The following is a 25,975-nucleotide window of genomic DNA, read 5'->3' on the forward strand; positions in this document are numbered from 1 at the left end:
CGGCGGTCAAGCCGCCGGCAGTTCGACCCAGAAGGTCGCGCCCTCGCCCGGCGTCGAAATCACGCCGATCTCGCCGCCCTGCAGCTCGGTCAGGCGCTTGGCCAGGGCCAGGCCGATGCCATGGCCCTCGATGGCCGAGCGCTCCAGCCCCAGACGGTTGAACGGCTCGAACAGTTGCGCCTGCTTGTCCAGGCTCAGCCCCGGCCCGAAATCGGTCACCTCGATCCGCACGCGATCATCGGCCCAGGCCGTGCGCATCAGCACCCGCCCTCCCGATGCGCCGTACTTGACCGCGTTGCCGGCCAGATTGCCGATGACCTGGGCCAGACGCTGGGAATCCGCCTGGGCGATCAGGGCGTCGCCCTCGACCTGCACTTCGACCGACAGGCCCTTGGTCTCTGGCTTGAGGATCAGGCCGCGCCGCACGTCTTCCAGCAGACCGGCCACGTCGGTGGGCCGCAGCTCGACCTTCACCGCCCCGGATTCGGCCCGGGCCACGTCCAGCAGGTCATGAGCCAGAGCCTCGACCTGCCGCGCCGTCTTGACCAGCATCTGCGCCATTTCGACCTGATCGGCCGAGGTCGCGCCCAATTGGCCGCCGGCCCACAGCTCGCCGATACCGATGATGCCGCCGACGGGGCTCTTGATCTCGTGGGCGACGTTGGCCAGCAGCCGCGACTTGGCCGCCGAGGCCCGCTCGGCTCGCTCGCGTCCCGCCCGCGCCCGCTCCGCCAGCCGGTCGCGTTCCTCCAGCAAGGCCGCCACCATCAGGATCGGCATGTAGCCCAGCAGCACCAGAAGCTGCGCCAGCACGGCGCGATTCTCGGCTGCGAACGAATGATAGGGACCGTGGCCCGCCATGGTCCCGCCGATGGCCATGACCGTCACCACGACCAGGGCGGCCGCGATGCCGGACACCCGGAACCGCACAGCCATCAGCAGCAGCAGCGGCATCAACAGGAATCCGTAAGGCAGACTCAGATGCGAAAAGATGGCGTAGCAGGCGCCGCCGATGAGCCCCAGCAGGGCCACGCCCTCCGCCAGCCGCCCCGGCTGACGCACGATCGCCAGATGTCTCCGCTGCAGGGCCAGCCCGAAGGCGCCGATCACCGCAAAGCCCAGCGCGTGGCCGAACCACCAGATCCGCGCCCCGTCGATGACATCCAGGTCCAGCATGGCGTTCAAAGCCAGGGCGCTGATGACGGCGGACGGCAGGGGCGCCACGGCGCAGACGCCCAGGAACTTGCCCAGGCCCTCGACCGAGTTGATGCTCAACCCGGGAACGAAGCGGCGCACCAGCACGACGGCCAGGACGATCTCCATCAGGTTCATCAGCATGAACATGACGGACAGGACTGGACCATTGCCGACCAGGAACTCGCCCGCCAGCACGCCTGTCACCACCAGAACGCCGAACCCCAGGTCATAGGTGAGGCCTCGACCGCCCCGCAGCCAGACCGCCATCGCCAAGGCGCCCGCGCCCCACAGAGCGGCGACCAGACCGTTGGTCCGCGCGAAACTGATCGCCAGCACGACCAGAATGGTCACGCCGACCGCGGTCAGAATTGGCGCAAGAGGCTGACGAAAGAAGGCGGTGTTGGGCGCGGATAAAAGGGCGCCGCCGTCCGCAGTGTCTGCGTCGAGAACGGTTTCAGCCCTGTCGAGCGCTCGGCTCATCGTCATGATCGGGTCCGGTGTACGCGACTAACGCTCCCATCCTGCCGGACCTTCCTAAACATCCTCTGAAGTCAGAAGGCGCTTTCGAGCACGGCGTTGAACGCGCGAACCGCCGCCGCCGGTCCGTCGGCATGCTTCCAGACGCCCGCGCTGACGGCCACGAAGTCGGCGCCCGCAGCGGCCACCTGAGCCGCATTCTCGACCGTGATGCCGCCGATAGCCACGCACGGCGTCTCCATCGTCTCCTGCCAGATGGTCAGTTCAGCCAGTTCGGGCCGATGCGTCGTTTGCTTGGTGTCGGTCGGGAAGAAGGCCCCGAAGGCGACGTAGTCTGCGCCTGCCTCAGCCGCCTCCATGCCCAGATGGCGGCTGTCGTGGCAGGTGGCGCCGATCATGGCGTCGGGCCCCATGATGCGCCGGGCTTCAGCCACCGGCGTGTCGTCCTGGCCGACATGCACGCCGTCGCAGCCTGTCACCTTCGCCAGATCGGGTCTGTCGTTCAGGATCACCGCCACGCCATGAGCCTGGGCGATCGGGGCCAGCCGCGCCGCGGCGGTCTTGATCTGATCATCCGACGCGTCTTTCAGCCGGATCTGCAGGGCCGCGACCGGCCCCGCCGACAGGGCCTGCTCCAACAGACCGGCGAAGGCCTCCAGATCGGCGATGGCCGGCGGCGTGATCAGATACAGCTGACAGGGCGGGCGGGGCGGAAGAGCGGGTTGACGAGCCATGCCCCCCGCCCTGCCCGTCCCCGCGCCGGGCGTCAATGTCGCAACCCTATGCGAACGATTTGCACTCGCCTTAAGACCTGCTATAGCGAGCCATTCTCAGTAACTGCCTCGGGGCTTGCCGCCTTGTACGTCTGCAACTGTAACGGCCTTCGCCAGCGTGACGTCGCCCAAGCCATCGAGGCGGGCGCCACTCGCCCGCGTGAGATTTTCGCATCCAATCAATGCACTGCCCAGTGCGCGAAATGCGTGTGCGAAATGCGCCAGATGATTCAGGACACCCAGCAGGCCTTCGCCCTCGCCGCTGAGTAGTCGACGCATCTGACAGCGAAATTCACTCGCACTATCAATGCAGTGATAAATATTCGCAAATGAACCACGTCGCCTTTGCCGTGGTAAAAGCCTTCCTGACAGGCTGCGTTGAGTCTGGAGCGCCGTTCCGGCCTCCCTTCGCCGCCCACGACGAAAGGCGACGACCATGAAGGGCGATCCGGCGATCATCCGCACCCTCAACGCGGTGCTGACCAACGAGCTCACGGCGGTCAACCAGTACTTCCTGCACGCGCGCATGTTCGAAAGCTGGGGCCTCAGCCACCTCGGCAACGTGATCTATCAGGAATCGATCGGCGAGATGAAACACGCCGACATGCTGATCAAGCGGATCCTCTTCCTCGACGGCCTGCCTAACCTGCAGGACCTGCACAAGCTCAAGGTCGGCGAAGAGCCGATCGAATGCCTGGGCGCCGACCTTCAGCTGGAAATCGACAGCCGCGCCACGACCCGCGACGCCGTCACTCAATGCGAAGCCGCCCACGACTACGTCAGCCGCGACCTGCTGATGAAGATCCTGGCTGACACCGAGGAGCACGTCGACTTCCTCGAGAACCAGCACAAGCTGATCGAACTGCTGGGCGCCCAGAACTACCTCCAGTCCGCCATGAGCGAGATCAAGACCGACGGCGCCGCCACCGGCAACTGATCGCCTTCAGCGCCATCATCAAGGAAGGGGGCGGTCGAGGTTCGGCCGCCCCCTTTTCTTGACCTAGAGCACCTCGCGCCGCGCCAGGTGCGCCACGGCCAGGATCAGCACCACCAGGCCCAGGCCCCCGCCCAGCCCCAGCGCGGTCTGCATCCGCCAGGCCTCGCCCGCCAGGATATTGACCGGCATCTGCCACGGCATGAAGACGCCCTGCCTGGCGGCTGTCGCCACGACCGCGAAGAAGGTCCCGCCTATGCCCACGATCAGGGCCGGCACGAAGCTGGCGAAGCGCATCGCGACCCAGAACTGAATGGCGATCATCAGCGTGCCCGCCACGACCATCAGTCCCAGAGACCGGGCATAGGCCGCCAGTTCGAACACGCCGGTCGGCGCCACAACCGGCTTGATCTGGGCGGCGAGGAAGGCCGCGGCTCCAGACAGCCCCAGCACCGCCACGCTCATCAGCGCCACCAGACCGATGACGCAGATCGCCTTGGCCGCGTACAGGCTCCAGCGCGGAATGGGCAGGGCGCGCAAATGGTCCCAGGACCTCGGCCCATGCTCCATGTGGGCGACGAGGGCGGTCAGGGCCGTGACGCTCATCGGCATCATGAAATAGGCCCATATGGCGACCGCCGAACCCATGACCATGTCCCAGGTCACGGCCTCCTTGGCGCGCAGCATCATCAGGAAGCCGAACAGGGCGATCAGCCCGGGCGCCGCCAGGGCCAGCAGCAGGGCCAGCGAACGGTTCAGCTTGCGAACCTCGACAGACAGAACGGTCAGCATCACGCGGCCTCCGGCAGGGGTTGAGTGTTTTCGGTCACCTGGCGATAGAGCCCCTCCAGCGAGCGTTCGCGGGCGCCAAAGGCGAAAACCCCGACCCCCTGCTCCACCAACGCCCGATTCAGCCCCGCGGCGACCTGGTCGTGATCCTGACCGGGCCGCAGGCGCGCGATCATGCCGTCAGCGCCTTCCACCAGGGTAAGGTCCCATCGCCGCAGCACCGCCGCCGCGCGCTGGGGGTCGTCGACCCGCAGGGTGATCTCCGGCGCCTCCGCCGCCTTCAGCGCGGCCAGTTCGCCTTCCAGCACCAGCCGTCCCTGATGGATCACCCCGACATGGGTGGCGATCTGCTCGATCTCGCCCAGCAAATGACTGGACAGCAGGACCGTCGCCCCGGTCCGGGCGGGCAGGTCGCGCAGAAAGCCGCGCATCTCGGCGATGCCGTCCGGGTCCAGACCATTGGTCGGCTCATCCAGCACCAGCACCGGCGGCGCGCCCAGCATGGCCCGGGCCAGCCCCAGCCTCTGCCGCATCCCCAGGGAATAGCCCGCGACCCGGCGCCCCGCGTCCGCCCGCATCTCCACCACGCTCAGCACCCGGTCGATCTCGCTGGGCGGAAGGCCCAGAAGCCGGCGGCTCAGATCCAGGTTCTCGCGCCCGGTCAGATTGCCGTAGAAGCCGTGCGCCTCCAGCAGGGCGCCGATCTTGCGCGCCGCGCCGGTGCGGTCGCGGGCCACGTCCACGCCACCGACCCGCGCCGTCCCCGCCGTCGGTCGGATCAGACCCAGCAACATCTTCAGCGTCGTCGTCTTGCCCGCGCCGTTGCGGCCCAGAAAGCCATAGACCGCCTGATCCGGCACGGTCATCGACACCGCCTCCACCGCCGTCCGCGCGCCAAAGCGCCGCGTCAGCCTTTCCGTCTCGATCATGCCGACCACGATCGCCCTCCATTCGTTTAACTCTTAGATAAAGTTGCGAAGCGCCGATCTTTAAGTCAAGATTAAAGATCAGTCAGATTCGGAACCGCCAGATGACCCACGATCTCGACCGCTTTCGGCGCCTGTGCGGCCAGTACCGCTGGCTGGCCGTCTTCATGGTGGCCAGCGTGGGCCTGCTGCTGATCCTCGCCCACCTGGTCGCTCCGCTGGTCCAGTGGGGGCGCACGCCGACCCTGACAGGCGGGCGCGATGTCGCCGCCTCTCTGATCTGGATCGCCCCCGCCGTCTGCTATCTGTTCGGCGTCTGGTCGATCGGCGCCGGCATGGGGCAGTTGGCCAAGGGGCGGCTGATCCAGCCCACCCTGGCCTCGACCCTGCGCCGGGTCGGGCTGGCGCTCGGCTTCGGCGGAGTGATCAGCGTCTTCGTCGTCACCAACCTGCTGCGCCTGATCGGCTCCAGCCAGGGCGGCTATCTGCATTTCGACGTGGCCGGGATGACCCTGGGCATGATCGGCGGCGCCCTGTTTCTGCTGGGGCGGGTGGTGGATCAGGCCGGCGCCGTCCAGGCCGAGCTGGACGAGATGATCTGATGGCCGTTCGCGTCACCCTGGACGCCCTGATCGTCGCCAGGGGCATCAAAGCCAGAGACCTGGCCGCCCAGGTCGGGCTCAGCGAAACACAGCTCTCCCTGTTTCGCTCCGGCAAGGTCAAGGGCATCCGCTTTCGCACCCTGGCCCGGCTGTGCGCGGCCCTGGGCTGCCGGCCGGGCGACCTGCTGGACTATGATCTGGACCCGGCCGACCTCGAGCCGCCGGACACGACCGAGCCGGACTGACGGAACCGCCCCGGCGGCGCGTCATTTGATGTCCTGAACTGTTCAGGAGCCGCCATGCCCATCGAAGACGCCCTCGACACCGCCCGCGATCAGGCCGCCGACTTCCTCAACGCCGAGGGACGCGACTGGACCCATGTGGCGCTGGGCCTGGCCTTGACGGCGGGTTTCGCCCTGGCGGCGACCACGGCGGCCTCAAGACTGATCCGCCCGCAGCCGCGCCGCGCGCTTCAGCCGCTGGGCGGCGACGCCCCGATCACCGAGCGCCCCCGCGGCCCGATCAGCTTGATCCTTCCCGCCATGTTCTCGGCCACCACCCTGTCCGCCGTGCGCGTCTGGAACGCCCCGGCCCGCCCCGAGCGCCGCACCGCCATGGCCCTGTGGATCGCCGCCCAGGCCGTCAGCGCCGTCTGGCTGGCCGTGCGCCCGACGCGACTGACGACACAAATCGCGGCCGCCATGTCTTCCGCCGGCCTGGCGGCCGCCTTCGCCCACGAAGCGCGCAAGCTGGACCCCGCCGCCGGCAAGCTGGCCTCGCCCACTGGCATGGGCGTCCGACTGGCCAACCGGGCCGAAGCCCGGCTGCGCGGCGACCCGATCGCCTCCTAGATCCGCCGACCGCCGATCAGCGCCCCCATTGCCCTTTTTCCGCTGTTCCTCTACGGCTCGCCGCGATTTCGCGTGCCCGCCCACGAGCGGCCGGGCCGCCCCCAGCCCTCAGACCCCAGCGGTTTTTATGAAAATCAACGGCAACACCATCAAGCCCGGCATGGTCCTGCAACACAACGGCGGCCTCTGGGTCGTCACCAAGGCCAGCCACGTCAAGCCCGGCAAGGGCGGCGCCTTCGCCAACGTCGAGGCCAAGAACCTCGAAACCGGCAACAAGCTGAACGAACGCTTCCGCTCGGAAGACAAGGTCGAGCGCGTCACGCTGGAACAGAAGGACTTCTCCTACCTGTTCGACAACGGCGACAGCCTGGTCTTCATGGACGACGCCACCTACGAGCAGATCGAGCTGCAAAAAGGCTGGGTCGGCGACGAACGCATCCCCTATCTGCAAGAGGGCATGAAGGTCATCATCGAGATGCATGAAGACCGTCCGATCGGCCTGGAACTGCCGGAACAGGTGACGCTGGAAGTCGCCGAGACCGAGCCTACCGTGAAGGGCCAGACCGCCTCGTCCTCCTACAAGCCGGCCAAGGCCAACAACGGCGTCCGCATCATGATCCCGCCCTACATGGGCGTGGGCGAGCGCATCGTCGTCGACACCTCGACCGGCGAATACGTCCGCCGCGCGGACTAACAAACACCGTCTTTTCCGGCCAAGGTCGGGCGCTTAAGACGTATCTACAGGGGCGCGGATGGTCCGCGCCCCTTTTGCTTCTCCGTCTCTCCGGGCCGACAGGGCCTTCAAGGACAGCCGGACCAGGAGAACCCCATGGCCCTCGCCTCTGCTCTCGTTCAGGTCATCATCGGCGCCGTGCGCAAGACCGCACGCCCCATGCTTCGCGATTTCGGCGAAGTCGCCCAGCTTCAGGTTTCGCGCAAAGGGCCCGGCGATTTCGTCACGGCCGCCGACCTGAAGGCCGAAGACACCCTCTTCGAACTGCTGATGAAGGCCCGCCCCGGCTACAGCTTCCTCGGCGAGGAACGCGGTCTGGTCGAAGGCACCGACAAGTCGCACACCTGGATCGTCGACCCGATCGACGGCACCACCAACTTCATGCACGCCATGCCCCACTTCGCCATCACGGTGGGCCTGGAGCGCAAGCACCCGGACGGCTCGTCCGAGATCGTCGCCGGCGTCACCTACAACCCGGTGATGAACGAGCTGTTCTGGGCCGAAAAGGGCAAGGGCTGCTACCTGAACGACCAGCGCATCCGCGTGTCGGGTCGTCGCGACCTGTCGGAAAGCCTGATCTCGACCGGCCTGCCCTTCATCGGCAAGACCGGCCACGCCCAGTCGATCAAGGACATCCACGCCGTCGGCCAGCGCGTCGCCGGCATCCGTCGTCTGGGCGCCGCCTCCCTGGACTTCGCCTGGGTCGCCGCGGGCCGCTACGACGCCTTCTTCGAGCGCAACCTGCAACCGTGGGACGTGGCGGCGGGCATCCTGTTCGTCACCGAAGCAGGCGGCACCGTCACCACTATCGACATCGACGGCGATCCCAAGAACGGCAAGCAGATCGTGGCCTCCAACCCTGAACTGCACCCGCAGCTGCGCAAGCTCCTGCAAGCGGCGTAAGGCCTCTGATCCTCCCCCGTTTCACGGGGGAGGGGGACCGCCGCAGGCGGTGGAGGGGGCGGCCACGGCCGCCACCCTCAAACATTTCGCAGGGCTGCTCTCCAATATATCCGGGACGACCTCGATCCCGCCCCCTCCACCATGCTGCGCATGGTCCCCCTCCCCCGCTACGCAGGGGAGGATCGCTCTAATCACACGCGCGTCACGTCCTGCCCCTACCCTCGGCGCATGATCCGTCTCATCCTGACCGCCGCCCTTCTCCTCAGCGGAACCCCGGCCATGTCTGCGTCTCCTCAGGTCATCGCCCATCGCGGCGCCTCCGGCGAACGCCCCGAGCACACGGCCTCGGCCTATCGGCTAGCCGTGGAACAGGGCGCCGACGTCATCGAGCCCGATCTGGTCATGACCCGCGACGGCCAGTTTGTGGTCCGCCACGAGAACGAGATCGGCGGCACGACCGACGTGGCCGACCGCCCCGAATTCGCCGCCCGTAAAACCACCAGGACCATCGACGGCGTCCCGACCGCCGGCTGGTTCACCGAAGACTTCACCCTGGCCGAGCTCAAGATCCTGCGCGCCCGCGAACGCCTGCCCCTGCTCCGCCCCGCCAACACCGCCTGGGACGGCCAGGAGACGATCCTGACCTTCGACGAGGTCGTCGCCATCGCCCGCGAGGCGACCGCCCGCACCGGCCGCGTCATCGGCGTCGCCCCCGAGCTCAAGCACCCGTCCTATTTCGCCGGCATCGGCCTGCCGATGGAGGAAGCCTTCGTCGCCGCCCTCGACCGCCACGGCCTGACGGACGCCGACGCCCCCATCCTCATCCAGTGTTTCGAGGTCGGCCCGCTGCAAAGGCTGAAGGCCCGCATCGACGCCCCCCTTTTGCAGTTGATGAGCCTCTCCGGCGGCCCCGCCGACCGTCCCGACCTGATCTACGCCGCCATGAGCACGGCTGAGGGCCTGAGCGCCATCGCCGCCTACGCCGATGCGATCGGGGTCGAGACTGGCCTGATCCTGCCGGGCGACGCCACAGGCCGCAGCATGCCCGCCACCTCGTTGGTCAGCGATGCCCACACCGCCGGGCTCAAGGTCGTGGCTTGGACCTTCCGCGCCGAGAACTTCTTCCTGCCGCTGGAACACCGCCACGGCGACGCTCCCGCCGACCACGGGGACCTGAGCGGCTATCTGAAGGCTTTCTACGCGCTCGGCGTCGACGCCGTGTTCAGCGACTTTCCGGGTGCGGCGGTGGCGACGCGCTAGCCACCGTCAACGTCATCCCGGAAGCGGCGCAGCCGCTATCCGGGACCGCAGGAAGCGCCCACCGTCGAGCCTTGGACGGTCCCGGCTCTCCGCTTCGCTTTGGCCGGGATGACGGAAAATCAGGTTCCCTGGAACTGCAGGGCCGCCAGTCGCGCATAAAGCCCGCCCAGAGCCGTCAGCTCCACGTGGGTGCCCTCCTCGACCACCTTGCCGCCGTCCATGACGACGATGCGGTCGGCCCGCAGGACAGTGGCCAGACGGTGGGCGATGACCAGGGTGGTGCGCTCGGACATGGCCTGATCCAGCGCCGCCTGCACCATACGCTCGTTCTCGGCGTCCAGAGCGCTGGTGGCCTCGTCCAGCAGCAGGATCGGGGCCTCGCGCACCAGGGCGCGGGCGATGGCCAAGCGCTGGCGTTGGCCGCCCGACAGGCTCTTGCCGCGCTCGCCCAGCGGCGTGTCGAAGCCCTGCGGCAGGGCCTCGATGAAGCCCAGCGCCTGCGCCTCATCGGCCACGGCGCGAGCCTCGGCCAGGGTCGCGGCCTCGCGCCCGAAGCGGATATTCTCCAGCGCCGAGCCCGAGAACAGGGGCGCCTCCTGCGACACCCAGGCGAAGCGCTCGCGCACCGCGATCGGATCGGCGGCGCGCACGTCCACCCCGTCCACCGAGACCAGACCCGATTGCGGATCATAGAAACGCAGCAGCAGGCGGAAGACGGTCGACTTGCCCGCCCCCGACGGCCCGACCAAGGCCACGGTCTCGCCCGGACGCACGGTCAGGCTGAAGCCCTTCAGCGCCGGCAGGTCGGGACGCCCCGGATAGGCGAAGTCCACCGCCGACATCGACACCTCGCCCAGCGGCGGCTGCGGCAGGGCGACAGGATTGGCGGGCGGAGCGATGGCGGGAACAGCCCGCATCAGCTCGTCGATCCGCTCCATGGCCCCGGCGGCCTTCTGCACGTCGCCCCAGCTTTCACCCAGCGCGCCCACGGCGCCAGCGGCGAAGACCGACAGCAGAACAAACTGCAGCAAGGCCCCCGGCGTCATGGTCCCGGCGATCACGTCCTGCGCCCCCAGCCACAGCACCAGGGTCACGCCGCCGAACATCACCACGATGATCATGGCTGTCATCACCGCCCGCGCCCGCATGCGGACCAGGGAGACGCCGAAAGCCTCCTCCACCGCCGCGCCGAAGCGGCCGATGGCGCTCTTTTCCCGACCGAAGGCCTGGACGGTCTCGATGGCGTCCACGCTCTCGCCGGCGAAGCCCACGGCGTTGGCGAAGGTGTCCTGCGACTTGACCGTCAGCTTGCGCACCTGACGGCCGAAGATGAACAGGGGCACGATCAGAATCGGCACGATCAGCAGCACGAACCCGGTCAGCTTGGGGCTGACGAAGAACAGCAGGATCACCCCGCCGATCAGGGTGAAGAAGTTGCGCAGGGCATAGCTGACCGAGGTGGTCAGCAGGGTGTCCACCAGTTGGATGTCGGTCGTCAGGCGCGACAGCACCTCCCCGGTCCGCATATGGGCGAAGAAGACCGGGTCCAGCGTCAGGATGCGCTTGAACAGCGCCGTCCTCAGGTCGGCGATGACCCGCTCGCCGGTCTTGGTGACGTAGAAATAGCGGAATGCCGTCGCCAGCCCCAGAATCAGGGCGTTGGCGCCCAGAATCAGGAACCAGGTGTTGATGTCGCGACCGCCGTTTTCGAAGCCGTTGTCGATGGCGCCGCGCGCCGTCGCCGTCAGCCCCAGGGACGCCGCCGTCGAGAACAGCAGCCACAGGCCGGCGATGCCCGCATCCAGTCGATGCCGCATCATGAAGGGCAGCAAACGCCCCAGAGGCCTGATGTTGCGGGTCTTGGCGCGCTTGCCGCCGGCCTCATCCATCTGTTCAACCAGCAGGGCGCCGGCGCCGGGGCGGCCCTGAGCGGCTGAGTTGGCCTCAGGCGAAGCGGAAGGCGTGGAAACTTGGGTCATGACCGCGCTCTTGCCCCGGATCGCCCCCCGGTGTAAACGCCGCCGCTCATTCCCGCCGCAAGCCTCGGCGGGTTTCTCTATTTACGCGCACTGACGGTCGGCATCGTCGAAGCGCAGAGACGGATCAGATCGATGAAAGCGGACACGCACCCCGACTACCACTTCATCACGGTTGTGATGACTGACGGCAGCTCCTTCCAGACCCGTTCGACCTACGGCAAGGAAGGCGCCTCGCTGGCCCTCGACATCGACCCGTCGACGCACCCGGCCTGGACCGGCGGCAACGCCCAGATGCTGGACCGCGGCGGCCGCGTGTCGCGCTTCAACAACAAGTTCGGCGGCTTCATCAAGAAGTAAGCCCTACAGCCCCTTCTTCGGGCTGCGACAAAGTCGCCACAGAAGCGCCGGTCCGATGGGCCGGCGCTTTTTGTTTGCCCGGAACGTCGATAACATGGGGGCGTTCGATCCTTCGGGGCGCAGACGACGGGTCTGGCGCCGGACCGGACTATAAGAGCTTCAAGTATGAACCGACGGGAATTGGGCTTTGGCGTCGCGACGACGACCCTGACCCTTGGCGCAGCCTCCACCGCACTGGCGCAGAACCGACCGGTCGATCCCCAGGTCTTCATCGCCGGCTTCGACGCCCAGGCCGGTCGCCTGCCCGAAGCCGTTCAGGCCGACGTCCGCGCCGTCTATCAACTGACCGGCGGCAAGCCGATCTGGACCGCCGACCGTCTGCGCGTGCTGCAGGAGGTCGCCGCCGGCGCTGAACGCCACGCCCTGCCCGCTGGCGACTTCTTCGACTTCGTCGGTCTGGCCGCTGACCCGGCCTCGTCCGAGATTCGCACCACCGCGGCCGCCGTCACCTATGCCCGCGTCCTGGCCGAGGGCCGCGTCCGTCCCGAGACGGTCGAGGACCTGTGGGAGATGCAGAAGAACAGCGTCGACATCCCTGGCGGCCTGACCAAGGCCGTCAGCGCCAATCAGCTGAGCCAGTGGTTCGACGGTCTGGCCCCCACCGACATCGGCTACACCAACCTGTCGGCGGGCTACGCCCGCTATCGCCGCATCACGCGCGCCGGCGGCTGGCCGGCATTCCGCGCCGGCGAGACCATTGAGCCCGGTGCCAGCGACAACCGCATCCCGGCCCTGATCGCCCGCCTGGTGGCCGAGGGCGACCTCAGCGCGGCGGCGGGTGAGCGGCTCAAGGGCAATCTGGTCTATGGGTCTGAGCTGCAACAGGCCGTGCGCGGCTTCCAGACCCGTCATGGCCTGGGGGCTGATGGCCGCATCGGCGGCGGCACCCAGCGCTCGCTCGGCGCTTCAGCGGAGGACCGCGCGCGCCAGATCGCGCTCAACCTGGAACGCCGCCGCTGGCTGAAGCGCGACCTGAATCCCGAGCGGATCGAGGTCAACACCGCGGCGGCCATCATGGTCTATTGGAAGGACGGCAAGCCGGTTCACTCCAACCGCGTCGTGGTCGGCTCGGCCGAGAATCAGACGCCCAGCCTGGAAAAACCCTTCGCCTCGGTCGTGGCCAATCCGCCGTGGACCGTGCCCATGGGCATCGCCCGCCGCGAGATCCTGCCCAAGGGTCCCGGTTATCTGGCCGCCCACGACATGTACATCAACAAGGACGGCTGGGTGGTGCAGCGCGCCGGGCCGCAGTCGTCGCTGGGCTATGTGAAGTTCGAGCTGCGCGACAGCTACGCCATCTTCCTGCACGACACCCCGGCCAAGGGCGCCTTCAACCTGTCGGTGCGTCAGCGCAGCCACGGCTGCGTTCGGGTCCAGAACGCGGTCGAGTTCGCCCGTCTGCTGCTGCAACCCGATCCGGCCAAGCTGGCCCAGTTCGACGCCGCCCAGGACAGCCGCGAGACCACCCGCGTCACCACCGGGCGCGAGATCGCCGTACGCCTGCTCTACTGGACCGCCTTCGTCGACGGACAGGGCCGCGTGGCCTTCCGCGAGGACGTCTATCGTCGCGATGAAAAACTGGCCCAGGCGCTGGGCATCGCCGTCAGCCTGCCGCGCGTCATCGCCGATGGGCCGAGCGACGCCAACGACGTCGGGCCGTAGGTCTCGATTTAAAAGGTATTCGGGGGGCCTAGCCCCCGAAGGCCGCCTGCAGGCGATCCAGCTGGCTCTGCACCGGATTGACCGGGGCGTCTTCGTCGCCGCCCAGATACATGCGCTGATCCAGGTGCAGGACGCGGTCGTAGAGCTTTTCAGCGCGCACGGCGTATTCGATCAGGGCGATGGGCAGTTCGCGGTGGCTGGGCTCGCTCTCGACCTTGCGGTCGGCCAGCCGATAGCGCGGCTCGCAGGCCGCGACGGCGCTCATGTCGTCCTCGCGCACGGCGCGCTGCACCAGCAGCCAGGACGCTATCTGCATCAGCCGCGTCGTCAGCTTCATGCTTTCGCCCGCATAGGCCAGAGCCGCAGCGCGCGACAGCAGCCGCGAATCCTGACGCCCGTCGCGGTCCAGATAGGCGGCGGTCTCCTCGACCAGTTCCATGCCCTCGCGGAAGGTTCTGTCGAACAGCTCAGAACGCGCGAAATCCAGCACCTCAGCGCTGCGCGAACGCAATCCGACCATATCAGCGTCGATGGCAGTCAACTCGGTTCTACCCATGAAAAGTCACGCGCGTCCGTCAGAAACTCGCGGGTCGAAACGACGCCGCACGGACCGGAACTGCAATCGTCATGCCACGGATTACGAAATCGCGGGAGAGGCCAATCAGCGGAAATTGAACAGGGCGTCGGCGGCGCTGCGCTTGGAGGACTTGCCTTCGATGGCCGCCTTGGCGCGGGCGATCTCGGCTTCGAGCGCAGCGATGCGCTCGTGCAGCTCGTCCACGGCATAAAGGTCCAGATCCTCACGGCTCAGCGCTCTCAGCGCTTCGCCGCCTTGGGGCCGGGGCTCCAGGTCTTCGAACGTCATCACCGCCTCCGTGGCCAGAAACCACACGAACCCGTATGAAAACGCTCCAATGACGACGAATGCAAGCGGCGGAGACATCATGCGGGTCATCGAGATCGAAGGCGGCAAGGGCCCAGCCGAGGCGCTGCGTCTGGCGGAACGCCCCCAACCGACGCCCGCGCCGGGCGAAATTCGCATCCGCGTGCGCGCCGCCGGGGTCAATCGGCCCGACATCGTTCAGCGCCTGGGCCACTATCCCGCCCCGCCCGGCGCGTCGGACATTCTAGGGCTGGAGGTCGCGGGCGAGGTCGACGCCGTGGGTGAAGGCGTGACCCGCTGGAAGATAGGCGACCGGGTCTGCGCCCTGCTGGGCGGCGGCGGTTACGCCGACTACGCCGTGGTCGACGCCCGTCACGCCTTGCCTGTCCCCGACAATCTCGACTTCGTTCAGGCCGCCGCCCTGCCCGAGACCGTCTTCACCGTCTTCACCAACGTCTTCGAAGGCGGCGGGCTGAAGGCGGGCGAGACCCTGTTGATCCACGGCGCCACCAGCGGCATCGGCGTCATGGCCATCCAGATGGCCAAGGCGGCGGGGGCCCGCGTCATCGCCACCTCGCGCGGCGCGGCCAAGGCCGAGGCGGCCCTCACCTTGGGCGCCGACGTCAGCCTGGACGCCACGGACGGCGACCTGCTGGCGGCCATCAAAGCCGAGGGCGGCGCCGATGTGGTGCTGGACATGGTGGGGGCCGCCTATGCCGAGCTGAATCTGAACGCGCTCAAGCCCGGCGGGCGCTGGGTGGTCATCGCCACCCTGACCGGCGCCCTGGCCCAGATCGACCTGATGCGGGTCATGCTGAAACGGATCGTCCTGACCGGCTCGACCCTGCGCAGCCGCTCGACCGACGAGAAAGCTCGGTTGACCGCCGCCGTCGAACAGACGATCTGGCCATGGGTCGCGTCCGGCAAGGTGTGCGCCAAGGTCGAGGCGACCTTCCCTCTGGAACAGGCCGCCGTCGCGCATCAGCGACTCGAGGCCGGCGACCACGTCGGCAAGATCGTCCTGACCCTCTGACAGCTAAAAAAACGGGAGGCCGGAGCCTCCCGTTCTAAATGCTTACCAGTTGCCGCCGCGGCGGGCGGGACGCAGAGAGGAGATCCGGTCGTTCATTCCCGTACGGCCCAGGTTGGTGACGTCGCCGTCGATGATCTGGCAGCGGCCGCGATAGTTGGCGTCTTCGCAGACCTCCCAGCTTCCCCGACCCAGTCGCATCGAGCTGATGGCGTCGTTCAGGCCGCTGTTGCGCAGGTTCGGAACTTCCTGACGGAAGGTCATCGACTGGCCGCGATAGTTGGCGTCGCGATAGACGGTGATCGAAGTATTGCCCCAACCGCCGCCATTGCCGCCGCCCGGACCGCCGGGCCAACCCGGATTGCCGCCGTTGCCGCCGCCGGGACGACCATTATCCTCGTAGTCGCCGCGATGATTGTAGCAAACCAGCAGGCCGTTATCGTTGCCTATGTCGCTGCTGGAGCAGCGCGCCAGTTCGATAGACGTTTCGCGCATCTGGCCGCGGCGGTCGCGGCAATCGGCATATAGTCGACCCTGATTGACGTAGGAGCCTGTGCAACTCTGCGCGTAGCTGCCGCGCGGGGCGCCGCGCGCCTGAGCCTGCGCCTCCGCCGAACCCGACGGCACAGTGACGGCGCCGCCAAAGGCCATGACTGCGCTGGCGGCGATAATCGCGAACTGTCTCATGGAGGTGTCCTTCCTGATCCTTTGGCGCACAACGCACCACAAGCCAGACTGTTCAACATTCTCGATGAACCTTTGCTGTACGTGGCATTCGGACGGCGTTTTCTTTTATCGCGAAAGCGCCTATACAGAAGTCTCAGCGCCCGGCCGAAAGGTCGGGCGCCGTCGATTCAAACGCCCGATTTTCGGGCCGCAAACGCCGGGACGCACGCCCCATGACCGACATCCTGATGCCCAAGGCCACCGCGGTCTGGCTGGTGGACAACACCTCGCTCTCCTTCGAGCAGATCGCTGATTTCTGCGGCCTGCACCCGCTGGAAGTGCGGGGCATCGCCGACGGCGACGTGGCCCGCGACATCCGCGGCGTGGACCCGGTGACGGGCGGCCAGCTGACGCGCGAAGAACTGGAAAAGGCTCAGGACAACCCTGACTACCGCATGAAGGCCGTGGTCAGCCGCCACGCCGAGTTGCTGAAGCCGTCCAAAACCGCGCCGAAGTATACGCCCGTATCGCGCCGCCAGGACCGCCCCGACGCCATCTTCTGGTTCGTGCGCAACCACCCGGAAGTGACCGACGCCCAGATCGCCAAGCTGCTGGGCACCACCAAGTCGACCATCGAGAGCGTGCGCAACCGCACCCACTGGAACTCGGCCAACATCAAGCCGGTCGATCCGGTGACCCTGGGCCTGATCGGCCAACTGCAACTGGACGAGATCGTCAAAAAGGCCGCTGACAAGAAGGCCAAGGACGACGCCAAGAGCGGCGGCGCCGCCCTGCAATCGATCCAGGCCGAGCCGGAAGAGCCCGAGTTCGTGCCGGAAGAGCGCGTGCGCCCGGGCGCCGAACCGACCGCCGAATCGGTCTTCGGCAAGAACGACTGATCGTTCCGCAAATCTGAATATGGAAACGGCCCCGGAGAGCAATCTTCGGGGCCGTTCTCGCTTTTCGGGAGGCTTGGAACCTGATCGGTTAAGGTGGGATCGCTTCGCGATTCCGCCGATGCCATGAATCAGGCTCCAGGATTGATGCTGAAGCGAATATCTGCGCCGAGTTGGACTGCGTCCAACTCAACCGATTTCGCTCTAGTGAATCCTGGCCTCCAGACTAGTGATCTCTTCCTTCAACCTGAGCTTTCGCTGCTTCAGCTCCCTGATCTGGATCGGGTCCGCGGTGGGTCTGCGCGCCTCCTGCTGAATGGTCTCATCCAGCGACCGGTGCCTATTTCCCAGTTCGCGAATACGAGCCTCGATGGTCATGGCTTGCGCCTCCATGTCTAAGGGACCACTACACTGAGCGCCTGGAACGACGGCCTGTGGAATCACATTGCAGTGACCCCGCGCCGCTCCGGACACGGAGAGACTGGAAGTCAAAATGGCCGAAGATGTGAACTCGACCATACGGAACTCGCCCCCCTCGCGGCTGGTCGTTGGAATCTCTGGCGCTTCCGGCGTCGTCTATGGCGCGCGGGCGCTGGACGCCCTGCGCGAACTGGGCGTGGAGAGCCATCTGGTCGTTACGAAAGCCGCCCTGCTCACATTGTCGCAGGAGACGGACCTGAGCCCAGACGACCTGATGTCGAAGGCGGACGTGACCTACAAGCTGGGCGATGTCGGCGCCGCCATCGCCTCGGGCTCGTTCCGGACGCTCGGCATGATCGTCGCCCCCTGCTCGGTGCGGACCATGAGCGAGATCGCCACCGGCGTAACCTCGACCCTGCTGACCCGCGCCGCCGACGTGGTGCTGAAGGAGCGTCGCCCTCTGGTGCTGATGGTGCGCGAGACGCCGCTGCACCTGGGCCACCTGCGCACCATGACATCGCTGGCGGAAATGGGCGCCACCATCGCCCCGCCCCTGCCCGCCTTCTACGCCAGGCCCGCGAGCATCGCCGAGATGGTCGACCAGTCGGTCGGGCGGGCGCTGGACCTATTCGGTCTGGATTGGTCGGCGGTGCGCCGCTGGAAAGGCCTCAACGCCGGCCTGACCCAGGCATGAGCGATCTTTGGGCCTGGACCCTGACGGCCTACAAGGCGCCGGGTGTGGCCGAGGCCTGCCTCAGCCTGCAGGACCACCACGAGCAGAACGTGCCTCTGCTGCTCTGGGCCGCCTGGGTCGCCGTCACCGGCCGCCGCCCGGACGAGGACACGATTGAGGCCGCCTGCGACGCGGCCCGCGCCTATGACACCGTCATCGTCAGCCAGCTTCGCGCCGTTCGCCGCACGCTGAAGGCCCCTATCCCCGACATGGACCACGACCACCGCGAGGCCCTGCGTCAGCAGGTCAAGACGCTGGAGCTGGACGCTGAGCGCCGCCTGATGCTGGAACTGGAAAGCCTGGCCCCGGCGCCCTCCGGCGCCCCGCGCCGCACCATCGAAGGTCTGGCTGAAACGGCGCGGATGTGGACGCGGGTCGTGCCGCGCCCGGCGCTGACGATCCTAGCGGATCGCCTTCCCGCCTGAGCGCCGGTCGGCTATAAGCAGGGACGTCCGGGGCGCACCATGAACGATGACCAACCCTTCCTGTCCGATGAGGACAATCGGCTGCGGGCCGAGCTGAAAACGCTTCAGCAGGAACACGCCGACCTCGAGGCCTCGATCGAGGCGCTGTCGCACATGCCGATTCCCGATCAGCTGCTGATCGCCCGGCTCAAGCGCAAGAAACTGGCCCTGCGCGACGAGATCGTGAAGGTCGAGGACCGCATCCTGCCCGACATCATCGCCTAGGCAGACGAAGGCTCAGCGGCCCTTCTTCCTCAGCCACATGGCCGCGTCGGCTTCGGACAGCCAGACCTCGGGATCAGTCTGCCCCGCATAAGCCCGCACGCCGAAGGACCCGCCCAGCGCCGCGCGCTCGCCCTGCCACTGGAAGCCCTCGGCCTCCAATGTCTGGGCCAGACGTTGCGCCTTGTCGCGCCCTTCCTCGACCCCAGCGTGCAACAGCAGCAGCGCGAACTCGTCGCCGCCCAGCCGCCCGACCGCGTCGGATTCCCGCACATTCTCCAGCAACAGATCGGCGACCCGCACCAGGGCGGCGTCCCCCGCGGCGTGACCCAGCCGGTCATTGACGCCCTTGAAGCCGTCCAGATCAAGATAAAGCAACACGGCCTGAACATCGTGGCGGCGACAGAAGGCCATGCTGCGGTTCAGCACCGTCATGAAGCCGCGCCGGTTCAGCGCCGGCGTCAGAACGTCGTGATCGGCAAGGGCCTCGGCAGCCTCGGCGCGCGCGGTCAGGGCGGCGACCTCGGCGCGCAGCCGTTCGATCTCGGCGTGCAGATCGGTCTCTGCAGTCGGTTCGGCCACGTGGTTCAAGTCAGGCTCCGGCGTCGCGAATCAGGTCCGACTCAGGGCCAAGCGACGCCGATGATTCTAACGACCTTGGTTGCGGGCGCAACGCGCGTGCTGTAACGGGCCGCTTTCCGTGTGGGGAGCCTTCGCATGACCGCCTCGACGCCACCCGTCGCCATCATCATGGGCAGCCGTTCCGACTGGCCGACCATGAAGCTGGCCGCCGAACGTCTGGATCAACTGGGCGTCGACTGGGAGGCCAAGGTCGTCAGCGCCCACCGCACGCCGCAACGCCTTTATGACTTCGCCACGACCGCCAAGGCCAACGGGCACAAGGTCATCATCGCCGGCGCCGGCGGCGCGGCCCACCTGCCCGGCATGGCCGCCTCGATGACCGACCTGCCCGTGCTGGGCGTGCCGGTCCAGTCCAAGGCGCTGAAGGGGATGGATAGCCTGCTCTCCATCGTCCAGATGCCCGGCGGCGTGCCCGTCGCCACCCTGGCCATCGGCGAGGCGGGCGCCGCCAACGCCGGCATCCTGGCGGCGCAGATCCTGGCCCTGTCTGACCCCGCGCTCGCCGAACGCCTTAGCGCCTTCCGCGCCGCCCAGACTGCTTCCGTCGCCGAAACCGTCGAGGACTGACTTGCCCCAGCTGCCCCTGAGCCCCGGATCGACCCTCGGCATTCTCGGCGGGGGCCAGTTGGGCCGGATGCTGAGCCAGGCCGCCTCGCGCCTCGGCTTCGACGTCGTGATCCTCGACCCGCAGCCGGACTGCCCGGCCGCCCGCGTCTCGCGCGCCCAGATCACCGCCCCCTATGACGATCCCGACGCGCTGCAAGCGCTCGGCCGGTTGTGCGACGTCGTCACCTTCGAGTTCGAGAACGTCCCCGCCTCCTCGGTCGAGACCCTGGCCGAGGCCGGCGCCCTGGTCGCGCCCGGACCGACGGCCCTGGCCGTGGCCCAGGACCGGGTGGACGAGAAGACCTATCTGAACGCCGTCGGCGCCGTCACGGTCGACTTCGCCGCCGTCTCGACGCTGGATGACCTCACCAACGCCATCGACCAACTGGGTCTGCCCGCCCTGCTGAAGACCCGCCGCGAGGGCTATGACGGCAAGGGCCAGGTCTGGATTCGCGACGCCGCCGACGCCGAGGCCGCCTTCGAGGCCATCGGTCGCCGCCCCGCCATTCTGGAAGCCGCCGCCGTCTTCAACCGCGAACTGTCGGTGATCGCCGCGCGCGGCCATGACGGCGCCGTGGCCGTCTATCCCTTGGGCGAGAACATTCACGCCAACGGGGTGCTGAAGACCACCCTGGCGCCCGCCGCCGTCGACGCGAAGACGCAGGGACGCGCCCATGAGATCGCCTCGGCGGTGCTCGACGGCCTCGACTACGTCGGGGTCATGGGCATCGAGCTGTTCGACATGGGCGCCGATTCTGACGGAAACTCCGTCCTGCTGGTGAACGAGGTCGCCCCGCGCGTCCACAACACCGGCCACTGGACCCAGGACGGCTGCGTCTGCGACCAGTTCGAACAGCACATCCGCGCCATCGTCGGCTGGCCGATGGGCCCCACCGAGGCCCACGCCCGCATCGAAATGACCAATCTGCTGGGCGACGAGATCGAGCAGTGGCGCGCGCTGGCCGCCGAGCCGAACGCCCGCCTGCACCTCTACGGCAAGCACGAGGCCCGCGCCGGTCGCAAGATGGCGCACGTGAACAGGGTGCTGGGGGCGGTTTAGCCACCCCCCGCTCATCCCGGCGAAGGCCGGGATGAGCGGAGGTTAGTCTGTTTCCTTCGCCCCGTACCGCAGCCGCCCCAGAGCTTCCGTCACCGCCTTCAGCGGCGCGTCGAAATCCTTGCCGGCCTTCCACTTCTCGAAGGCCATGACGTTCTCGATGCGACGGGCGACAAAGGCGTCAGCCGCCTCGCGGCCTTCGAACCAGCGCATGGTCAGGGCGGGGATCAGTATGCCGCCCAGGATGGCGCGCTTGGAATAGTGGTTCTGGTCCGTCGCCGTATCGCCGGCCCAGCGCCACAGGTGGTCAGCGCTCTCCCAGGCCAGCTTGAAGCCCAGGTCCACATTGGTCGGCAGGGCCAGGAAGCCGGCGCAGCGCTTGGCCGCCTCGATGTCCTGCGCCCCCGCCTCCAGCCGCGCCGAGACAGCGGCGGCGATTCGCTGGCGAATCTTCATCGTCTCCGGCGGCGTGGCCTCCAGCGCTTTCAGGGCGCGCGAATCGTGACGCCGCGACAGCAGGACCGCCAGATCACGCGCCCCGTTCGGCAACAGCAGTTCCTCGTCGCCCAGCGACAGGCCGTTCGCCTCACACGCCGCACGCACCAGACGGCTGTTCCAGCCTAGCGCGGGCGCGCGTTCTATAGCGGCGTCCAGCACCGCCTGCTCCATACGGACAGCCCAGTCGTCCTTGGGCGGGGCGGGTTTGGGATCGGCGGGGGCGGCTTCGGTCATATCCCCAAGATAGTCCTGTCCTTCCGGCATTTCGACCCATCACGATTGCCTGTGTCGATCTGGACAGGCCCCGACTGGTCGTGTATCAGCGCGCCTTCATCCGAGAGCCTCAGTTCTTTCGGTCGAGATTTTTATTTTGTCTGCCCGTCTCCCTTCGAAAGGACGCGGCGGGCGGCCAAAGGAGAGATAACCCTGGTTCAGATTTTCGTTCGCGACAACAACGTCGATCAGGCGCTCAAGGCCCTGAAAAAGAAGATGCAACGTGAAGGCAGCTTCCGTGAAATGAAGCGCCACGTGCACTTCGAAAAGCCTTCGGAAAAGCGCGCCCGTCAAAAGGCTGAAGCTGTCCGTCGCGCTCGCAAGCTGGCTCGCAAGCGCGCCCAGCGCGAGGGTCTGCTGCCGGCTCCGAAGCCCCGGGTTCCGGGCGGCCGTTAATACGGCCCCAGCCCAGGCTGAAAGTTCAAGGCCCGCTCCGGGAAACCGGAGCGGGCCTTTTCTTTGGCTGAAGGGTCAGGTGGCGCCTAGAAGACGCCGACCGCGGCGTCGGCCCAGATCAGCAGCACGGCGAAGACCAGTGCCCCGCCGATGGCCAACCGCCAGGCCAATGCCTTGGTGCGCCAAGCCACGAGCTCGAAGATCAGGCCTGCCCCGACCAGCAACACGCCCGCAAAGGCGAAGTCCGCCGCGTCCCACGCCACCTCGCGAGTGAACTGCATGGCGATTAGCGGCAGAAGCAGCAGGCCTGCGATCAGCCCCCACATCAACAGCCGCCACTGCCCGCTTGTCGTCCTCGCTATCGTCGTCATGATACGCCTCGATGAATGAGATCGTCTTTCGTCCGCCTCAGTGAACGGACGGCGGCGCGCGCAGTTTCACGGGCGCCGCCGTCGCCTCAGCTCCCGCCGCGCACGGCGCCCAGGAAGCTCTTCCAGTTCAGCTTGACGTCCGACAGGGCGCCGGCGCGGAAGGCCCGCCCCGCGACCCAGACCATCAGGGCGGCGAACAGGAACATGCCGATCAGGGCGCCCACGATCTCGACCAGGGGCGGACCGCTGGGGGCGCGCGCGGCCATGACGAAGGGGGTGAAGGGGGGGATCAGGCTCATGATCTTCACCACCGGCGCGTCCGGCGTACGGATGGCCAGCTGCATCACGATCAGCGGCACGAAGAGCACCATCATGATCGGCCCCATCAAGGTCTGGGCGTCGCGCGGCGTCTCGCAGAAGGCGCCGATGGCTGCGAACAGGACCGCGTACATCAGATAGCCGCCGACCATGAACAGCAGGAAGTAGATCAGCAGGCCATTGCTCATCAGCACCGAGCCGATATCCCGGGCCATGTCCGGCGCGGCCAGGATAAGGCCGATCCCCCCCAACCCACCCCAGGCGGCCAGAACCGTCAGCGTCAGCAAAGCCACGCCCAGCACCTTGCCGGTCAGGATTTCGGTCGCCGAGGCCGAGGACAGCAGGACCTCAAGGATCTTGTTCGACTTCTCCTCCATCACGCTGTTCAGCAGGATCGAGGCGCCCGTGATGATCAGCGACCACAGGATGAAGCCCACCGCCAGACCGACCACGGTCGGCAGCTTGTCGCGGAACGACACCTCGCCCCCCGACGCCGCCTTGGGCGAGAAGACGGACAGTTCGGGACGGAACCTATCCGTCTGGGCCACCACCGCAGGGTCGATGCCGCTGGCGGCGAAGACCTGACGGCGATTGACGTCCTTCAGGGCGTCGCGAACGGCGTCCTCGACGGCGTCGTCGGTGGCGCGGGCGGTCCAGACGCGGGCGCCGGGCTGGCCATTGGTTTCAGTCAGGAAGACGATGCCGCTCAGCTTCTGGCCCTCGGGCGCATCGTCGCCCAGGTAGCGGCGGGCCAGAGCGTCGCGGGCCTCGCCGGGGGCGGCGGCGAGGATTTCCGCTGGCGGCGCAACCAGATTCAGGCTGCGCTTGGGGGTTTCAAAGGCTGCGCCGGCGCGGGGCGCCTCACGCTTCAGCGCTGCAACGCCAGCCTCAAAGCCTTCGTTCTCGGCCACCTTCCGCACCCGATCACCGCCCGCCACTCCCGCCTCGGGTATGGCGGCCATGCGCAAGGCGCTGATATCGCCCTTCGCCTGCTCGCTTTCCAGCGACTGACGCACGGCGGAGGCCAAACCCGACCCAGCCGGCGCCTCATCGACCAGGGCCACCGAACGCATAGGCTCGGACTGGCTCATCAGGATGGGAATGGCGCCGCCCAGCGCCCCGAACAGGGGGAAGGCCAGCAACGACAGCCAGAAGCCGACGGTCTTGGCATAGGCCATGAACTCGCGGCGCGCGATCAGAAGGGTGCGGTTCATCGGGCAGCCTCCGTCTTGAGCGCATCGCGCGCAACGCTCTGGTCCTCATCCGGATGATCGCCGGTCAAACCGATGAAGGCGTCGTGCAGGGTCGGCTCCTTGATCTGGAACCGGCGCACGTCCAGCCCGGTCAGGAAGGCCGATTTCAGCGCCTCCTGCCCGCCAGCGCCCTGCGCCAGCCCGGCGCGCAGCGTGCGCACGCCGTCTTGATCGTTCAGCACCTCGACGCCGGAAACCCCCGGCAGGGCCGCGACAGCCCCCGTATCCAACACCCCTTCGAGTTCCAGGAAGCGCGGCGAGGTCGCCCTCGCCTGATCCACGGTCCCCTCGAAGGCCTTCTTGCCGCGCGCCAGCAGCACGACCTTGTCGCACAGCCGCTCGGCGTGTTGCATGACGTGGGTGGAGAACAGGACGGTCGCCCCATCGGCGGCCAGGGCCCGGATCATCGCCTCCAGTCCCTGCTGGTTCATCGGGTCGAGGCCCGAGAAAGGTTCGTCCAGGATCACAAACTCGGGTCGATGCACCACGGAGGCGATCAACTGGACCTTTTGCGCCATCCCCTTGGACAGCTCTTTCATCTTTTTCTTCTGGGCGTCGCCCAGGCCCATCTGCTCCAGCATCTCGCGGGCGCGCTTGCGGCCCTCGGCCTGGGGCAGGCCCTTTAGGCCGCCGAAGAAGGAGATGGCGTCCACCGGCGTCATCTTCTTGTAGAGACCACGCTCTTCGGGGAGGAAGCCGATCCGGTCGCGCACCTTGCGTCCATCGTCAGCGCCAAGGATCTCGATCCGGCCGGACGTGGCGGGCTGTAGCCCCAGGATCATGCGCAGGGTCGAGGTCTTGCCCGCGCCATTGGGGCCGAGAAAGCCGCAGATCGTGCCCTTCTCGACCGCAAAGCTCAGGTCGGACACGGCCTGAAAGCCGCCGTATCTCTTGCTGATTCCATCCAGCGTCAACGCTGCTGTCATGCCGTCCCCCTTCAACCGTCAGATGCGAATCCTAACGGTGCGGCGGGCACAATGGAAAGGCTATTTTACATTACGAATCGGTCATGATCGGCGACGCCTACTTGGAAGCGCTGACCTTCACGTCAAAACTCTGACCTACGACCTTGGTGGGGTTCACCTGGCCGCCATTGCGGCGGACCTCGAAATGCAGGTGCGGCCCCGTCGAATAGCCGGTTGAACCCACCAGACCGATACGCTCGCCCGAGGCCACCGACTGCCCAGTGTGCACGTCGATGCGGCTCAGATGACCATAGACGCTGCTCATGCCGTTCGGATGCTTCACCTCGATGAAGTTGCCATAGCCGCCCGCCTGGAAGCCGGCGCGGACCACCCTGCCCTCAGCGGTCGAATAGACGCTGGTGCCCTTGGGCGCGGCGATATCGACGCCCTTGTGGGCGCGAGCCTTGGCTTCGATGGCCAGTTTACGCAGACCGAAGGCCGAGTTGACCCGATAGCCCTTCACCGGGGCCTCGAACACGATCTTGCGCATCAGAGGGCCGGCGGGTTGAGCCACTGCCGTCACCGGCGGGGCGGCGGGGGCGGACAGGTCGTCGACCTTGTCCGGGGCGGGATTGGCGCCGTGCAGCGGAGCGGCGGCCATGGCGAGAACAGCGGCGCCGGCCAGCAGGGAGATCTGACCGACATGAAGCACGAACGGCCGGGCGGCCGGGGGAAGAAAACGCATACTAAAACAACAGCTCCTGGCGCTTTTTCAAGCGGGAGGGCCGTCGTGGTCGCGCAATGCGCGGATGGCGGAAGAACACTCGCCGACGGCCGGG

The 25,975-nt window shown here is 67.4% G+C and carries 33 protein-coding genes; 18 read left to right on the plus strand and 15 right to left on the minus strand.

Annotated elements, in window-relative coordinates; all coding sequences use genetic code 11:
* Window positions 1-6: 6 nt before the first annotated feature.
* Together HNP51_RS12810 and thiE are read right to left on the minus strand one after the other, a co-directional pair.
* The gene (locus HNP51_RS12810) at window positions 7-1,683 is read right to left on the minus strand and encodes a HAMP domain-containing sensor histidine kinase (protein ID WP_184271064.1); all 1,677 of its coding nucleotides are present in this window, start codon (window positions 1,681-1,683) and stop codon (window positions 7-9) included.
* Window positions 1,684-1,748: 65 nt separating this feature from the next.
* A complete protein-coding gene (gene thiE, locus HNP51_RS12815; protein ID WP_184271067.1) occupies window positions 1,749-2,408 on the minus strand; it encodes a thiamine phosphate synthase in 660 nt (219 codons plus the stop codon).
* Between the two features lie 123 nt (window positions 2,409-2,531).
* Here thiE and HNP51_RS12820 point away from each other — a divergent pair, with 123 nt between their 5' ends.
* Both HNP51_RS12820 and bfr read left to right on the plus strand, forming a co-directional pair.
* Window positions 2,532-2,717 carry a bacterioferritin-associated ferredoxin gene (locus HNP51_RS12820; protein WP_114817976.1) on the plus strand — a complete coding sequence of 62 codons (186 nt, stop codon included), beginning with the start codon at window positions 2,532-2,534 and terminating at the stop codon, window positions 2,715-2,717.
* Window positions 2,718-2,883: 166 nt separating this feature from the next.
* On the plus strand, window positions 2,884-3,384 hold the full coding sequence (bfr, locus tag HNP51_RS12825) for a bacterioferritin (protein WP_184271071.1): 501 nt from the start codon (window positions 2,884-2,886) through the stop codon (window positions 3,382-3,384).
* 63 nt (window positions 3,385-3,447) lie between these two features.
* Here bfr and HNP51_RS12830 read toward each other — a convergent pair whose 3' ends face one another.
* Both HNP51_RS12830 and HNP51_RS12835 read right to left on the minus strand, forming a co-directional pair.
* Window positions 3,448-4,173 (minus strand): ABC transporter permease, encoded by a 726-nt coding sequence (locus HNP51_RS12830; protein WP_184271074.1) that lies wholly within the window; start codon window positions 4,171-4,173, stop codon window positions 3,448-3,450.
* Window positions 4,173-5,108, minus strand: coding sequence for an ABC transporter ATP-binding protein (locus tag HNP51_RS12835; protein WP_184271078.1), 936 nt, complete (start codon window positions 5,106-5,108; stop codon window positions 4,173-4,175). Before HNP51_RS12835 ends, HNP51_RS12830 begins: the two co-directional genes overlap by 1 nt.
* Window positions 5,109-5,200: 92 nt before the next feature.
* Here HNP51_RS12835 and HNP51_RS12840 point away from each other — a divergent pair, with 92 nt between their 5' ends.
* The 6 genes from HNP51_RS12840 (at window position 5,201) to HNP51_RS12865 (ending at window position 9,445) form a co-directional block, all read left to right on the plus strand.
* Window positions 5,201-5,698: a DUF2975 domain-containing protein gene (locus HNP51_RS12840; RefSeq protein ID WP_184271081.1), complete on the plus strand. Its 498-nt coding sequence runs from the start codon at window positions 5,201-5,203 to the stop codon at window positions 5,696-5,698.
* Entirely contained in the window at window positions 5,698-5,943 is a 246-nt protein-coding gene (locus HNP51_RS12845) for a helix-turn-helix transcriptional regulator (RefSeq protein ID WP_184271084.1), read from the plus strand. The genes HNP51_RS12840 and HNP51_RS12845 overlap by 1 nt, the downstream gene beginning before the upstream one ends.
* A gap of 54 nt (window positions 5,944-5,997) precedes the next feature.
* Window positions 5,998-6,549 carry a TspO protein gene (locus HNP51_RS12850; protein ID WP_184271087.1) on the plus strand — a complete coding sequence of 184 codons (552 nt, stop codon included), beginning with the start codon at window positions 5,998-6,000 and terminating at the stop codon, window positions 6,547-6,549.
* Window positions 6,550-6,676: 127 nt separating this feature from the next.
* Complete coding sequence (gene efp, locus HNP51_RS12855; protein ID WP_184271090.1) at window positions 6,677-7,243, plus strand: elongation factor P; 567 nt, start codon at window positions 6,677-6,679, stop codon at window positions 7,241-7,243.
* Between the two features lie 135 nt (window positions 7,244-7,378).
* Window positions 7,379-8,185, plus strand: coding sequence for an inositol monophosphatase family protein (locus tag HNP51_RS12860; RefSeq protein ID WP_184271093.1), 807 nt, complete (start codon window positions 7,379-7,381; stop codon window positions 8,183-8,185).
* Window positions 8,186-8,413: 228 nt separating this feature from the next.
* Entirely contained in the window at window positions 8,414-9,445 is a 1,032-nt protein-coding gene (locus HNP51_RS12865) for a glycerophosphodiester phosphodiesterase (protein WP_184271096.1), read from the plus strand.
* 119 nt (window positions 9,446-9,564) lie between these two features.
* Here HNP51_RS12865 and HNP51_RS12870 read toward each other — a convergent pair whose 3' ends face one another.
* Window positions 9,565-11,424: an ABC transporter transmembrane domain-containing protein gene (locus HNP51_RS12870; protein ID WP_184271099.1), complete on the minus strand. Its 1,860-nt coding sequence runs from the start codon at window positions 11,422-11,424 to the stop codon at window positions 9,565-9,567.
* Between the two features lie 132 nt (window positions 11,425-11,556).
* On the opposite strand from HNP51_RS12870, the gene rpmE reads away from it, so the two are divergent.
* Window positions 11,557-11,781: a 50S ribosomal protein L31 gene (rpmE, locus tag HNP51_RS12875; RefSeq protein WP_184271102.1), complete on the plus strand. Its 225-nt coding sequence runs from the start codon at window positions 11,557-11,559 to the stop codon at window positions 11,779-11,781.
* A gap of 165 nt (window positions 11,782-11,946) precedes the next feature.
* Complete coding sequence (locus tag HNP51_RS12880; RefSeq protein WP_184271105.1) at window positions 11,947-13,503, plus strand: murein L,D-transpeptidase; 1,557 nt, start codon at window positions 11,947-11,949, stop codon at window positions 13,501-13,503.
* 28 nt (window positions 13,504-13,531) lie between these two features.
* Here the strand turns inward: HNP51_RS12880 and HNP51_RS12885 are convergent, their stop codons facing one another.
* Window positions 13,532-14,023, minus strand: coding sequence for a DUF1465 family protein (locus HNP51_RS12885; RefSeq protein WP_184271108.1), 492 nt, complete (start codon window positions 14,021-14,023; stop codon window positions 13,532-13,534).
* Between the two features lie 141 nt (window positions 14,024-14,164).
* Window positions 14,165-14,368: a DUF1192 domain-containing protein gene (locus tag HNP51_RS12890; RefSeq protein ID WP_184271111.1), complete on the minus strand. Its 204-nt coding sequence runs from the start codon at window positions 14,366-14,368 to the stop codon at window positions 14,165-14,167.
* Between the two features lie 79 nt (window positions 14,369-14,447).
* Between HNP51_RS12890 and HNP51_RS12895 the strand changes: the two genes are divergently transcribed.
* Window positions 14,448-15,419 (plus strand): NAD(P)H-quinone oxidoreductase, encoded by a 972-nt coding sequence (locus HNP51_RS12895; RefSeq protein WP_184271556.1) that lies wholly within the window; start codon window positions 14,448-14,450, stop codon window positions 15,417-15,419.
* 42 nt (window positions 15,420-15,461) lie between these two features.
* On the opposite strand, the gene HNP51_RS12900 is transcribed toward HNP51_RS12895, so the two are convergent.
* Window positions 15,462-16,103: a beta/gamma crystallin-related protein gene (locus tag HNP51_RS12900; RefSeq protein WP_184271114.1), complete on the minus strand. Its 642-nt coding sequence runs from the start codon at window positions 16,101-16,103 to the stop codon at window positions 15,462-15,464.
* 212 nt (window positions 16,104-16,315) lie between these two features.
* Between HNP51_RS12900 and HNP51_RS12905 the strand changes: the two genes are divergently transcribed.
* Window positions 16,316-16,981: a DUF1013 domain-containing protein gene (locus HNP51_RS12905; protein ID WP_184271117.1), complete on the plus strand. Its 666-nt coding sequence runs from the start codon at window positions 16,316-16,318 to the stop codon at window positions 16,979-16,981.
* Window positions 16,982-17,182: 201 nt separating this feature from the next.
* On the opposite strand, the gene HNP51_RS12910 is transcribed toward HNP51_RS12905, so the two are convergent.
* Complete coding sequence (locus tag HNP51_RS12910; protein WP_184271120.1) at window positions 17,183-17,356, minus strand: YdcH family protein; 174 nt, start codon at window positions 17,354-17,356, stop codon at window positions 17,183-17,185.
* A gap of 115 nt (window positions 17,357-17,471) precedes the next feature.
* On the opposite strand from HNP51_RS12910, the gene HNP51_RS12915 reads away from it, so the two are divergent.
* From HNP51_RS12915 to HNP51_RS12925, 3 genes are read left to right on the plus strand one after another with little or no spacing between them, the layout of a single operon-like run.
* Window positions 17,472-18,092: a UbiX family flavin prenyltransferase gene (locus HNP51_RS12915; RefSeq protein WP_221415905.1), complete on the plus strand. Its 621-nt coding sequence runs from the start codon at window positions 17,472-17,474 to the stop codon at window positions 18,090-18,092.
* On the plus strand, window positions 18,089-18,556 hold the full coding sequence (locus HNP51_RS12920) for a TIGR02444 family protein (protein WP_184271123.1): 468 nt from the start codon (window positions 18,089-18,091) through the stop codon (window positions 18,554-18,556). Before HNP51_RS12915 ends, HNP51_RS12920 begins: the two co-directional genes overlap by 4 nt.
* Before the next feature lie 39 nt (window positions 18,557-18,595).
* Window positions 18,596-18,820, plus strand: coding sequence for a YdcH family protein (locus HNP51_RS12925; RefSeq protein WP_184271127.1), 225 nt, complete (start codon window positions 18,596-18,598; stop codon window positions 18,818-18,820).
* A gap of 12 nt (window positions 18,821-18,832) precedes the next feature.
* On the opposite strand, the gene HNP51_RS12930 is transcribed toward HNP51_RS12925, so the two are convergent.
* Window positions 18,833-19,399, minus strand: coding sequence for a GGDEF domain-containing protein (locus HNP51_RS12930; RefSeq protein WP_311769950.1), 567 nt, complete (start codon window positions 19,397-19,399; stop codon window positions 18,833-18,835).
* A 135-nt stretch (window positions 19,400-19,534) separates the two neighbouring features.
* Between HNP51_RS12930 and purE the strand changes: the two genes are divergently transcribed.
* Entirely contained in the window at window positions 19,535-20,026 is a 492-nt protein-coding gene (gene purE / locus HNP51_RS12935) for a 5-(carboxyamino)imidazole ribonucleotide mutase (RefSeq protein WP_184271133.1), read from the plus strand.
* Window position 20,027: 1 nt separating this feature from the next.
* The gene (locus HNP51_RS12940; RefSeq protein ID WP_184271136.1) at window positions 20,028-21,125 is read left to right on the plus strand and encodes a 5-(carboxyamino)imidazole ribonucleotide synthase; all 1,098 of its coding nucleotides are present in this window, start codon (window positions 20,028-20,030) and stop codon (window positions 21,123-21,125) included.
* 42 nt (window positions 21,126-21,167) lie between these two features.
* Here the strand turns inward: HNP51_RS12940 and HNP51_RS12945 are convergent, their stop codons facing one another.
* The gene (locus HNP51_RS12945) at window positions 21,168-21,854 is read right to left on the minus strand and encodes a COQ9 family protein (RefSeq protein WP_184271139.1); all 687 of its coding nucleotides are present in this window, start codon (window positions 21,852-21,854) and stop codon (window positions 21,168-21,170) included.
* A gap of 192 nt (window positions 21,855-22,046) precedes the next feature.
* Between HNP51_RS12945 and rpsU the strand changes: the two genes are divergently transcribed.
* Window positions 22,047-22,289, plus strand: a complete 243-nt coding sequence (gene rpsU, locus HNP51_RS12950; protein ID WP_184271562.1) for a 30S ribosomal protein S21 — start codon at window positions 22,047-22,049, stop codon at window positions 22,287-22,289.
* An 86-nt stretch (window positions 22,290-22,375) separates the two neighbouring features.
* Here rpsU and HNP51_RS12955 read toward each other — a convergent pair whose 3' ends face one another.
* The 4 genes from HNP51_RS12955 to HNP51_RS12970 form a co-directional block, all read right to left on the minus strand.
* Window positions 22,376-22,660, minus strand: a complete 285-nt coding sequence (locus HNP51_RS12955; protein ID WP_221415906.1) for a hypothetical protein — start codon at window positions 22,658-22,660, stop codon at window positions 22,376-22,378.
* 86 nt (window positions 22,661-22,746) lie between these two features.
* Complete coding sequence (locus HNP51_RS12960; RefSeq protein ID WP_184271142.1) at window positions 22,747-24,192, minus strand: ABC transporter permease; 1,446 nt, start codon at window positions 24,190-24,192, stop codon at window positions 22,747-22,749.
* Window positions 24,189-25,157, minus strand: a complete 969-nt coding sequence (locus HNP51_RS12965; RefSeq protein WP_184271145.1) for an ABC transporter ATP-binding protein — start codon at window positions 25,155-25,157, stop codon at window positions 24,189-24,191. The genes HNP51_RS12960 and HNP51_RS12965 overlap by 4 nt, the downstream gene beginning before the upstream one ends.
* 97 nt (window positions 25,158-25,254) lie before the next feature.
* Entirely contained in the window at window positions 25,255-25,881 is a 627-nt protein-coding gene (locus tag HNP51_RS12970; protein WP_184271150.1) for a M23 family metallopeptidase, read from the minus strand.
* Window positions 25,882-25,975 lie beyond the last annotated feature (94 nt).

The sequence above is a fragment of the Brevundimonas bullata genome, assembly GCF_014207965.1.
Lineage (GTDB): Bacteria > Pseudomonadota > Alphaproteobacteria > Caulobacterales > Caulobacteraceae > Brevundimonas > Brevundimonas bullata_A.

Excerpts from the sequence above, each read along its gene's own strand:
- HNP51_RS12895 (WP_184271556.1), top strand. The coding sequence starts at position 14,448 with ATGCGGGTCATCGAGATCGAAGGCGGCAAGGGCCCAGCCGAGGCGCTG.
- HNP51_RS12850 (WP_184271087.1), top strand. The coding sequence starts at position 5,998 with ATGCCCATCGAAGACGCCCTCGACACCGCCCGCGATCAGGCCGCCGAC.
- HNP51_RS12945 (WP_184271139.1), bottom strand. The coding sequence starts at position 21,854 with ATGACCGAAGCCGCCCCCGCCGATCCCAAACCCGCCCCGCCCAAGGAC.
- HNP51_RS12920 (WP_184271123.1), top strand. The coding sequence starts at position 18,089 with ATGAGCGATCTTTGGGCCTGGACCCTGACGGCCTACAAGGCGCCGGGT.
- HNP51_RS12870 (WP_184271099.1), bottom strand. The coding sequence starts at position 11,424 with ATGACCCAAGTTTCCACGCCTTCCGCTTCGCCTGAGGCCAACTCAGCC.
- HNP51_RS12880 (WP_184271105.1), top strand. The coding sequence starts at position 11,947 with ATGAACCGACGGGAATTGGGCTTTGGCGTCGCGACGACGACCCTGACC.
- bfr (WP_184271071.1), top strand. The coding sequence starts at position 2,884 with ATGAAGGGCGATCCGGCGATCATCCGCACCCTCAACGCGGTGCTGACC.
- HNP51_RS12810 (WP_184271064.1), bottom strand. The coding sequence starts at position 1,683 with ATGACGATGAGCCGAGCGCTCGACAGGGCTGAAACCGTTCTCGACGCA.
- efp (WP_184271090.1), top strand. The coding sequence starts at position 6,677 with ATGAAAATCAACGGCAACACCATCAAGCCCGGCATGGTCCTGCAACAC.
- rpmE (WP_184271102.1), top strand. The coding sequence starts at position 11,557 with ATGAAAGCGGACACGCACCCCGACTACCACTTCATCACGGTTGTGATG.
- HNP51_RS12900 (WP_184271114.1), bottom strand. The coding sequence starts at position 16,103 with ATGAGACAGTTCGCGATTATCGCCGCCAGCGCAGTCATGGCCTTTGGC.
- HNP51_RS12840 (WP_184271081.1), top strand. The coding sequence starts at position 5,201 with ATGACCCACGATCTCGACCGCTTTCGGCGCCTGTGCGGCCAGTACCGC.
- HNP51_RS12910 (WP_184271120.1), bottom strand. The coding sequence starts at position 17,356 with ATGACCATCGAGGCTCGTATTCGCGAACTGGGAAATAGGCACCGGTCG.
- HNP51_RS12905 (WP_184271117.1), top strand. The coding sequence starts at position 16,316 with ATGACCGACATCCTGATGCCCAAGGCCACCGCGGTCTGGCTGGTGGAC.
- HNP51_RS12970 (WP_184271150.1), bottom strand. The coding sequence starts at position 25,881 with ATGCGTTTTCTTCCCCCGGCCGCCCGGCCGTTCGTGCTTCATGTCGGT.
- HNP51_RS12845 (WP_184271084.1), top strand. The coding sequence starts at position 5,698 with ATGGCCGTTCGCGTCACCCTGGACGCCCTGATCGTCGCCAGGGGCATC.
- HNP51_RS12890 (WP_184271111.1), bottom strand. The coding sequence starts at position 14,368 with ATGACGTTCGAAGACCTGGAGCCCCGGCCCCAAGGCGGCGAAGCGCTG.
- HNP51_RS12885 (WP_184271108.1), bottom strand. The coding sequence starts at position 14,023 with ATGGTCGGATTGCGTTCGCGCAGCGCTGAGGTGCTGGATTTCGCGCGT.
- HNP51_RS12830 (WP_184271074.1), bottom strand. The coding sequence starts at position 4,173 with ATGCTGACCGTTCTGTCTGTCGAGGTTCGCAAGCTGAACCGTTCGCTG.
- HNP51_RS12960 (WP_184271142.1), bottom strand. The coding sequence starts at position 24,192 with ATGAACCGCACCCTTCTGATCGCGCGCCGCGAGTTCATGGCCTATGCC.
- thiE (WP_184271067.1), bottom strand. The coding sequence starts at position 2,408 with ATGGCTCGTCAACCCGCTCTTCCGCCCCGCCCGCCCTGTCAGCTGTAT.
- HNP51_RS12955 (WP_221415906.1), bottom strand. The coding sequence starts at position 22,660 with ATGACGACGATAGCGAGGACGACAAGCGGGCAGTGGCGGCTGTTGATG.
- HNP51_RS12915 (WP_221415905.1), top strand. The coding sequence starts at position 17,472 with ATGGCCGAAGATGTGAACTCGACCATACGGAACTCGCCCCCCTCGCGG.
- HNP51_RS12965 (WP_184271145.1), bottom strand. The coding sequence starts at position 25,157 with ATGACAGCAGCGTTGACGCTGGATGGAATCAGCAAGAGATACGGCGGC.
- HNP51_RS12865 (WP_184271096.1), top strand. The coding sequence starts at position 8,414 with ATGATCCGTCTCATCCTGACCGCCGCCCTTCTCCTCAGCGGAACCCCG.
- HNP51_RS12925 (WP_184271127.1), top strand. The coding sequence starts at position 18,596 with ATGAACGATGACCAACCCTTCCTGTCCGATGAGGACAATCGGCTGCGG.
- purE (WP_184271133.1), top strand. The coding sequence starts at position 19,535 with ATGACCGCCTCGACGCCACCCGTCGCCATCATCATGGGCAGCCGTTCC.
- HNP51_RS12860 (WP_184271093.1), top strand. The coding sequence starts at position 7,379 with ATGGCCCTCGCCTCTGCTCTCGTTCAGGTCATCATCGGCGCCGTGCGC.